Here is an 8,244-nt window from a genome sequence, read left to right on the forward strand (position 1 = left end):
CCGGTGGCAATGTCGGAGGGGTCACACCCGTTCCCATCCCGAACACGGAAGTTAAGCCCTCCAGAGCCGATGGTACTCCGCGGGAAACCGCGTGGGAGAGTAGGTCGCTGCCGGATTCTTTTTGAAAGGCCCCTGGTGCCGCAAGGCGCCAGGGGCTTTTGTCTTTGCGGGCTGCGCCGGGTCTGGGCGCGTGCGTCTTCGTGGATTGATCCGGCGTGATGCGAACATCCCCGGGTCTGGCTTTGAGGCTGGCTTGCCCCTGCCTGCTTTGCTTGAGTGGCATTCCTTCCCCCTCTTGCTGGACAGGAGCCTCTCGCATGCATCTGCTTCGAATCTACGCCGCCGGTCTGCTCGCGCTGGGTTTCCTTCTCGTGCCCGCCCGTTCAGAGGCTGCTGCTGGCGTCCGGCTGGGCGTGGGGGCGGACTACTGGGTGGATACCAGCGCGGCCTTCAACTTCACCCTGGGCGTCGAGGGCCACGTCGCGGGCCCCATCTTCGTGGGCGCTCGCTTTGGCGCGGTGCTGGTGACGGACGGCAATGTGATTGGCGTTCCGCTGGACATCTCCCTGCGCGCGAACGTGGGCCGGACCGTCTACATCGAGGGCCTGGTGGGGCCGTGGATCTTCTTCAAGGGGGATGCCTTCAAGGCCCACGCGGCTTTCGGCTTTGGCCTCCAGGGGAAGGCCGCGAGCATCGGCGTCGAGGTGGGCTACCTCGACCCGAATCCCATCATCGGCTTGCGGCTCGGCTACAAGTTCTGAGGCAGAGCATCAGTAGTGCGGAGGGCGCTCCTGCTGGCGGGCGTCCACCAGGCCCGGCTCGGCCTCGAGCTTGCGCTTGAGGCCGTCCATCTCGGCCCGGAGCGCGTCGATGACGCGTCCCTGCTGGTAGAGGACGTCGCTCAACTCCTGCAACAGCTCCTGCTGCTGCGTGTAGCGGATTTCCAGCTCGATGAGGCGCTTGTCTTCCATTGCCGTCTTCTCCGCGGGGAACGCTGCCCCATGAATACCCTCGAATACCTTCAGCGTGCCCGTGAGTGGCTCGGGCGGGGGCAGCCCGAGCTGGCGGAGTCCGCGCTGAGTGACGCCATCGATGCGGCCGTTGCGGCGGAGGACCTCGTCCTCCTCACCCAGGCCCGCTTCGCCCTGGGGGAGCTGCTCTTCCAACAGGGCCGGGATGAAGAGGCAATCCCCTTCCTCCAGGCCGTGGTCCGGACTGAACGCGCCGACGGTTCCGTGGATGCGCCGGTCATCGCCTCCGCCCGGATGCTGCGCCAGATTCGGGGGCAGGAGCCTCGTTGACGTTCAGGGCAGCCGGCACTGCTCGCGGATGGCGTCCATCCGCTGAGGGTAGCGCCGCTCCAGGTCCGTGCGGGTCTGGCGGGCTCCCTCGAACCGTCCGGCCTTCACCTGGAGGGTGCACAGCGTGGCCAGCGGCCGCGTGTCCTCGACGTTCAGTCGGTCCGCCCGTCGCAGCGCTTCCTCGGCGGCGTCATCGTTGCCGAGCTGGGCCCAGGCGAGCCCGAGCTGGAAGTGGCCCTCCGCGAGCTTCGGATCGGCTTGGACCGCCTGCTGCAACAGCTTCACGGCTTCCCGGCTCCGCCCCTGCCGGCTGAGCACCAGCCCCTGTTCCACCAGAAGCCGGGCCGGAGGCATCCTGCCTTCCAGTGTGGAGAAGACCTTCAGCGCGTCGTCTGGCTGCCCCATGCGGCTGAGCAGCCGTCCGTAGCGCACCCCGATGAGAGGATCGCCAGGGATGCGCTCGTGGGCGCGGGCCAGGGCGTCAGTGGCGCTCGCAAGGTCGCCCTTCTGCTCGCTCAGGTCCGCCCGGAGCAGGTCCGCTCGGGGGTCCGCGGGTGCGAACTGGACGGCCTTGTTCAGGGCCTGCTCCACGCAGCGGCCCATCCGCTCCAGGTCGCAGATGCGCGCGAGCAGGAGCTGGGTCTCCACCGCCGTCGGGTCCCTTCGCTCGGCTTCCACGGCCAGGTCGTGGGCCTGCGCTGGCGCTCCTTCCCGCAGGAGTTCGGCCGCCGTGCGCAGGTCCTGGGCCGTGGCCTTGTCGTTGGTCTTCAACGGCACCAGGAAGCCCAGCCGGGTGTCGATGTCCTCCGTCGCGCGGGCGATGGCCAGTTCCTGCTCGGGCATGTTCCGGGGCAGGAACAGGGGGATGAGGTGGATGGCGAGCGCGACCGCGGACACCCACAGCACGCCTCGCATCCCCCGAGTCCAGCGCCGGTCGTGACGCTCCGCTGTCCCGTTCGTGGGCTCGGTCATGGCGGCTCCCTAGACTAGACGGCTCGCAGGTGGGAGCGCAGGCCGGAGGGAAGTTCAAGCTCGCAGCTCCAGCAGAGCTCGAAGTTGGCCGGGTTCTCTTCACCGCACCGGGGGCAGGTCACCGAACGGTTCGACGCTTCCTGGTTGGCCTGCAGCTCGGAGAGGACCTGGCGGCCGGCTTCCAGCTCCTGCGTCCATAGCCACAGCTCCACCCAGGCCTCGGTGCTGGGAATCTCTCCGCTCAACGGTGCCAGGGATTCACCCCGAACCTCGACCGAGAGACCGGCCGACTCCAGGGCGCCCGCCAGCATCCGCGCCTCTCCGACCGTGCGGTGCACGGAGAACTGCACGCGCTTCATGATGCTTGTCTGTCAGAAGCGGGCCGTCACGGCAACCGACCCCGGTCGCCCCCCAGCTGTCCCACTTGTTCCGCGCCTGCCCTGGGCTTATCCCGCCCCTCCCGGATGGCCCTGAGGGGCCGGGTGGGCGTCCGTCATTCGGCGTCCGTCATTCATCGTGGCGGAGCTGGTGCGGCAGGACGGCATGGGCATGGCGCGGCGCCCGGGCGTGCAGCTCCGCGGTCAGCAATGCGTCCAGCTCCGCGAGCAGGCGATCATATCCGCCCCCGGCGCCCTTCGCGGGCAGCCGCTCGGTGGCAAGCCGCAGGCGGGGTATCTCCTCGTCCTCGAAGGCCAGTGTCACCGCCAGTCCGTCCGGGCCTCCGGCCTGGGGCGCCAGCGTCGCGGGTTCGGGCTCTCGCTGGAGTGTCTCCAGCAGCGGAGTCAGCCGGCGGATCTCCTCCGACGTCAGGTCGCGCTCCACCACCGGCTCGCCCTGTTCCAGGACGCGCAGGTGTCTCAGGCCCTCTACTCGCAGCGCCTGGGCCCCGGTGTTGGTCCGACCGCTGCGCTCGTAGGTCACTGTCTTCACGCGCCGTACCTCCCTGGGTCAGGAGTAGGCATCCGTCCTCGGGTCCGCATCCGGGCAGACGGACGTCAGGCCCTGCCGGGGTGGGGATGCGAGCCCGAGCGACCGGTGCCCGACAGTGCGGGGCGCCCTCGGGCCCCTGCGCTTCCAGGGAGCGCCTCCCTACCGTGCTCTTCGTCCGGACACGTCTGCCCGGACGCACGGAGGCCTCAAGAACCATGAGCAAGAACAAGAACCCCAGCCCCAATGACCAGCGCTCGCACTCGAAGAACCCCGAGCGCCCGGAGCACAAGGCCACCCAGGACAACCGCTCCAACCAGATGAACCCGAACCATCCGCACTCTCAGCCCCAGCCGCCGTCGCCGGGGACCAAGGGTGACATGCCGGGCGGGAACGGTTCTCCGAAGCGCTGAGCGCGGTGGTGCGAGAGGCCGGCGTCGGTTGCTCGCCGGCCCCTCTTGTTTCAGTAGTTAGCGGACGCGCGGCGAGCACTCGCCTTCGCCGCGGTAGTGCCCCACGGTCCGCACGAGCGCCGTCATGAAGTCACGCAGGGTGCGCACGCTGCCCGCGCCTCCCGTGCCGTACTGGTTCGCGGGCAGCGACGTCAGGTCCACCGTGCCCAGTTCATCCAGGGTGACCTCGCCGTCCGGACCCACAACGCCTGCGCTGTCCGCGGCAGCGATGGCGTCGAAGCGCATCTTCGCGTCCGGCGACTGGAGGTCGTCGAAGAACAGGTGGTCGCCGTGGAGGGTGAGCTGCACCGTCTCCGTGCTGCCCTTGGGCACCGTCACTCCGCTGCCGATGTCCTCGTTCTCGCAGTGCTCGTAGAGGGTGTTGGTGGGAAAGCCCCAGCGGAAGCGCTTCGACACGGCTCCCTTCGTCGCGGTGCCTTCGACGTAGACGGACCAGCCTTCGGCGTTCATCCGCGTTACGTCCTCGGCGTCCGCGTTGCCGGCCGTGGCGTCCGTGGCGGGGGCGATGGCGTAGCTGACCTCATCCCATTCCTCGGAGGCCAGGTCGTTGAAGGCCGCGACGTTCACGGGGCCCGGACGGTGGACGTCGTAGACCTTCGCGGGCGTCTGTTCGGCGGCGACTTCACCCTTCTGGTTGGCGACCTTCAGCTCCCCCAGCTTCACGAGGAACTTGTCGTAGCGCACGGTCCAGCCATCCTCGAACGCGCTGGCGGGAATCTCCTTCTCGATGAAGTCCTCCCCGTACGCAGTGAACGCCACGTTGCCCTGACCCGAAGAGCAGGCCAGCAAACCCAGACACGACATTCCCATCAGCCACTGTTTCATTGCGCTGCTCCTTCCACCCACGTCACGACGTAGGCGCTGGTGTCTTCCACGCCGCGCACCAGGGCGTTCTGCGCCTGGCTGTCAGCGGGGAAGGTGGAAACGCCCGCCGCGTCCGGAAGCGACACGGTGGCGAAGTCGATGCGGCTCAGCCACTTCCCCAGGTCCACCGCGATGCTCACGGCGCCGGGTTCCTGCTTCATTTCACGCTCGAAGCGCACGCCTTCAATGGCCTTGGGCAGGTCCACCGTCGCGTCGAAGTGCACGGTGACGCCCGCCGTGCGGCTCGCCGTTCCCCGGACGTGCACCTGGTGGCCGCCCAGCACGTTCTGCGTGTCCGTGGCCGCCGTGGGCGTCGCGAGCGTCAGCTCCAGTGAGCCATACGAGCCCGTGACGGCGTTGGCGTCTCCGAGGACAGCGCCTCCAGCCAGCAGGTCTACCGTCTGGACCTTCAGCACCTCGCCCAATGCATCTCCCGGCACGTAGTGGCCCGGGTGTGCGTTCGCGGTGCCTCCGATGAGCGAATACCAATGGAAGCGCGGGGCGCGTGACAACAGTACCCGGCCTTCGAAGAAGCGCACCGTGCCCACCGAGACCTGGACCGCTTCCGGCGTGATAGTCCATCCGTGCTCGTTGGGGGCCGTGGGGGGGAGCGACGTCATCGACACACTGAACGTGCGGCGCTCCGCCTCCGTCTTCGTGTCACCACCACAACCCAGACTCATCAGGGCCGCGGCCACCGCGAGGGTGCTTCGCAGCAGGGCAGGTGTTTCGTGTTTCACAGGTGGACCTCCAGGGTGAGCGAGGCCATGCGTGGCGACCCCGCGGTGAAATGCCGGGCCGGCACGAGGCTGGGCGGCGTGGATGGGTCGAAGCGTGAGCTGTAGACAAACTCGCCGTCGCGCCAGCGCGTGTTCAGCAGGTTCTTCACGTCGAGCCGCAAGGCCATGGCGCCCCTTCGCAGCGCGGCTTGCGCGTCCGCGAGGAACACGGTGTGGCTGAACTCGTCGTAGGGCAGGGGGCGGGGACCGATGAGGGTGAGCCCCGTGCCCAGGGACAGCAGGGCGCCAATGCCCGGGAGCGGGCGCTCCCAGCCGAGGTCCGCTCGCGCGACCAGCGGCGCGAAGTAGGGCAGTCTCGCGTCTGTCTTTGTCACCGTCGCGTTCGCGAGGGTGGCGCTCAGCGCGGCCGTGAGGCCTGGCAGGGGGCGTGCCTGCAGCGCCGCGGAGATGCCCGTGCGCAGGGTCTCCCCCGTGAACACGGTGGTGCCCACGGTGTGGTCGAAGAAGAAGTCGTCCTCCACCTGCGAGCCGAAGAGGCTGGCTTGAAAGGACAGGCGTTCGCTTTCGTTCCGGGTTCCCAGCTCCACGCCGTGCACGTCCACGAAGGGGGCTCGCTCTCCCTCCGAGAGGCTTCGTGCCTGGGGGGAACGGAAGCCGTCGCCGTAGCTGGCGAAGAGGGCCCAGGTGTCGGTGAGGGAGTACTCGAGGCCCGCCTTCGCCCCCCAGTGCACCCCGAAGGCGCTGCGGGAGTAGCCCTGGCCGTCGTAGAAGCGCGGGTCCCGGAAGGCGAGCGCGTCGAAGACCTCCACGCCCAGCGCGTCGGCTCGGCCTCCCAGGCGGAAGGCCCAGCGGCCCAGGGGGAGTCTGGCCTCGGCGTAACCCCAGACATCCGTCTGGGTGATTTCCGCGTCCACTTCGTCCGCGAAGAAGGTGCCGTCCGTTTCACGGTAACGGCGTTGCGTCTGCTGGATGCCGTCGCGCCTGCCTCCCAGGCCCAGCTCCAGCGAGACGGGCTGGTCGAAGAGGGTGACCTGTCGGCGGTGCTCGGCGCGCAGGCCCAGGATGGAGCCTCCGTTCGTCTGCTCCAGGCCGTCGCCCCGGTCGTCCACGCGGTAGCCGGTGAAGTTGTTGCGCAGCCTGAGGTCCGAGAGGATTCCAAACGCTTCCAGCCTCGTGCGCGCGGTGCCTTCTCGCGGCAGGTCCACGCTGAAGAGGAGCTGGTGCCGGGACACCGTGCCGCCCTGACGGGGGAAGGAGCCGGAGTAGAACGTGCGTCGGCCTGCCTCCAGGTCGTCCTCTCGCACCACTCCGGGCGAGTCGAAGCGCGTGACGTAGCTGCCTCCGAGGATCCTCGCGCTCAGGCCGTGGCCCAGGTCCACGTTGGCCTGGGCGAGGAGGGAGGCCCGGCCGTAGCCTCGCTGGGGGCCGAAGCCGTCTGCCTCGCCCAGCTCGGCCGCGGCGAATGTGCCGGGGTCCTGGCCGGGACGGACCGTCACGACGAGGCGGCGCTGGCCGAACTGGCCCAGGGTTCCCGCGAACTCGACGCCCTGCTCCCGCGCGCCCAGGTCCATGCGCACCGTGCCGGCGACCGCGAAGTCTCCCTGGAACGCGCGATAGGAGCCCTCCGTCACCTCCAGCGACTGCACGAGCTCCGGGATGATGAAGTTGGTGTCCGCGTAGCCGAGCGCGTGGATGTGGCTGACCTCGTTCACGGGCAGGCCGCCGACGTTCAGCTCCACGTCCTGGCCGTGCAGCGCGTCGAAGCCTCGGAGGAAGAGCTGCTGCGCCTTGCCCTCGCCGCTGTGCTGCGAGGCCACGAGTCCTGGCACGACCCGCAGGACGTCCGTCGCGTTCGTGCGCGGTGCCGCGTCCAGGATGTCCCGGCCGATGGTCACCTCCGAGGCGCTTCGCGCGGGGCGCGTGCCTCGCACCACCGTGGAGCGCTTCTTCGTGCCCTCTTCCGGGATGGGGGTTTCGGGTGTGAGTGCGTCCGAGGCGGGGGTGGAGGATTCAGCGACGGGAGTTTGTGACTCGGTGGCTTGCTCCGAGGCGGGAGCTTGCGGCTCGGTGATCCGTGCGGAGTCTTGCGCTTGCGGCTCGGTGGCGGGTGTCGGCAGGTCGTGGACGCGGGGCTCGGTGGTGGTGGCCGTCAGGGGCGGGGTTCCTGCTCCACTGGCGGCGGTGGCGGCTGGCGTTCCTTGCGTCGCTTCGCGCTGCGTCCCTGCGAATCCGCTTCCGGAGACACCGTTCGGGGTCTGTGTGCTGGCAGGCCCTTCGGCTTGCGCCATCCCCTGTGTCGGCGCGACTCCGGCCTCCGCGTATGCGTTCGCCTCCGCTTGGATTGCTGCCTGACTGGGGCGCGGCAGCGCGTGCAGGCATGACGACAGCGTGGCGATTGCGATGATCAACATGAGCACGGGAGGCATCGGCACGAGGGAATGACGACGCGTCCCCGGTGCGCGACTCGACGCACGCCCGGGACGCAATGAAAGACATGGCGAGGCGAAGCGCGCTCATGGCCCTTGTCTGGCCCAGGCCAGACGGGTCCCATGCTCGCGACAAGTCCTTACGGAAGTGCGGAGGGTGCTGGTTTTTCTACGGGCCCTGCGGCATCGCGCTGGACCGCAGTCGCTGTCCCGGTGACCACTCCGGTCCTCGCGCTGGCTCCACCCGCCACGACACCCACCGCAACGTCGGCGGCAGGAACACCGTCCAACTGGCCGCCACCGCCAACAGGTGCTCCACCGAACCCGTCAGATGCCGGTGTCCGTGTCCCTGCTGCCTTTCCTCGTCGCTCCGCCCGGTCTCCGCCGCGCACGTGGCCGGCTTCTCCTGGGACGCAGCCGGCCCTTGCGACAAGGACCGCTTCGCCACCGCCGTCGGGGTTGCGCAAGCGGCCTTCGCTTCACCCGCCTCGCGGTGGACGTGGCCCCCGGACCCGTGCACGTGGGCGTGACCGCCCAGCCC

Annotated in this window: 11 protein-coding genes and 1 rRNA gene; 4 read left to right on the top strand and 8 right to left on the bottom strand. The window is 69.1% G+C overall.

The features are described 5' to 3' along the window. Both rrf and D7Y13_RS34225 read left to right on the top strand, forming a co-directional pair. Positions 1-116 (top strand): 5S ribosomal RNA (gene rrf / locus D7Y13_RS34220). Positions 117-317: 201 nt separating this feature from the next. Further along, positions 318-761 carry a hypothetical protein gene (locus D7Y13_RS34225; protein ID WP_199732969.1) on the top strand — a complete coding sequence of 148 codons (444 nt, stop codon included), beginning with the start codon at positions 318-320 and terminating at the stop codon, positions 759-761. Positions 762-770: 9 nt separating this feature from the next. Here D7Y13_RS34225 and D7Y13_RS34230 read toward each other — a convergent pair whose 3' ends face one another. Then, positions 771-971 carry a SlyX family protein gene (locus D7Y13_RS34230; protein ID WP_120585864.1) on the bottom strand — a complete coding sequence of 67 codons (201 nt, stop codon included), beginning with the start codon at positions 969-971 and terminating at the stop codon, positions 771-773. Between the two features lie 30 nt (positions 972-1,001). Here D7Y13_RS34230 and D7Y13_RS34235 point away from each other — a divergent pair, with 30 nt between their 5' ends. Then, complete coding sequence (locus tag D7Y13_RS34235; protein WP_120537569.1) at positions 1,002-1,301, top strand: hypothetical protein; 300 nt, start codon at positions 1,002-1,004, stop codon at positions 1,299-1,301. 3 nt (positions 1,302-1,304) lie between these two features. Here D7Y13_RS34235 and D7Y13_RS34240 read toward each other — a convergent pair whose 3' ends face one another. From D7Y13_RS34240 to D7Y13_RS34250, 3 genes are all read right to left on the bottom strand, one after another. Next, positions 1,305-2,216, bottom strand: coding sequence for a tetratricopeptide repeat protein (locus D7Y13_RS34240; RefSeq protein WP_120537568.1), 912 nt, complete (start codon positions 2,214-2,216; stop codon positions 1,305-1,307). 71 nt (positions 2,217-2,287) lie between these two features. Next, positions 2,288-2,632 (bottom strand): DUF7577 domain-containing protein, encoded by a 345-nt coding sequence (locus tag D7Y13_RS34245; protein ID WP_120585865.1) that lies wholly within the window; start codon positions 2,630-2,632, stop codon positions 2,288-2,290. Positions 2,633-2,780: 148 nt separating this feature from the next. Further along, the gene (locus D7Y13_RS34250) at positions 2,781-3,203 is read right to left on the bottom strand and encodes a hypothetical protein (protein WP_120537566.1); all 423 of its coding nucleotides are present in this window, start codon (positions 3,201-3,203) and stop codon (positions 2,781-2,783) included. Positions 3,204-3,418: 215 nt separating this feature from the next. Here D7Y13_RS34250 and D7Y13_RS34255 point away from each other — a divergent pair, with 215 nt between their 5' ends. Further along, positions 3,419-3,613: a hypothetical protein gene (locus D7Y13_RS34255; protein WP_120537565.1), complete on the top strand. Its 195-nt coding sequence runs from the start codon at positions 3,419-3,421 to the stop codon at positions 3,611-3,613. A gap of 57 nt (positions 3,614-3,670) precedes the next feature. Here the strand turns inward: D7Y13_RS34255 and D7Y13_RS34260 are convergent, their stop codons facing one another. The 4 genes from D7Y13_RS34260 to D7Y13_RS47255 all read right to left on the bottom strand — a co-directional run. Beyond that, positions 3,671-4,498: a hypothetical protein gene (locus D7Y13_RS34260; RefSeq protein ID WP_120585866.1), complete on the bottom strand. Its 828-nt coding sequence runs from the start codon at positions 4,496-4,498 to the stop codon at positions 3,671-3,673. Continuing rightward, positions 4,495-5,220 carry a hypothetical protein gene (locus D7Y13_RS34265; protein WP_120585868.1) on the bottom strand — a complete coding sequence of 242 codons (726 nt, stop codon included), beginning with the start codon at positions 5,218-5,220 and terminating at the stop codon, positions 4,495-4,497. Before D7Y13_RS34265 ends, D7Y13_RS34260 begins: the two co-directional genes overlap by 4 nt. Before the next feature lie 53 nt (positions 5,221-5,273). Beyond that, entirely contained in the window at positions 5,274-7,703 is a 2,430-nt protein-coding gene (locus D7Y13_RS34270; RefSeq protein WP_120630912.1) for a TonB-dependent receptor, read from the bottom strand. A gap of 169 nt (positions 7,704-7,872) precedes the next feature. Further along, on the bottom strand, positions 7,873-8,244 hold a 372-nt coding region (locus tag D7Y13_RS47255; protein WP_208734517.1), incomplete at its 5' end, for a hypothetical protein.

This window comes from Corallococcus praedator (genome assembly GCF_003612125.1).
GTDB lineage: Bacteria > Myxococcota > Myxococcia > Myxococcales > Myxococcaceae > Corallococcus > Corallococcus praedator.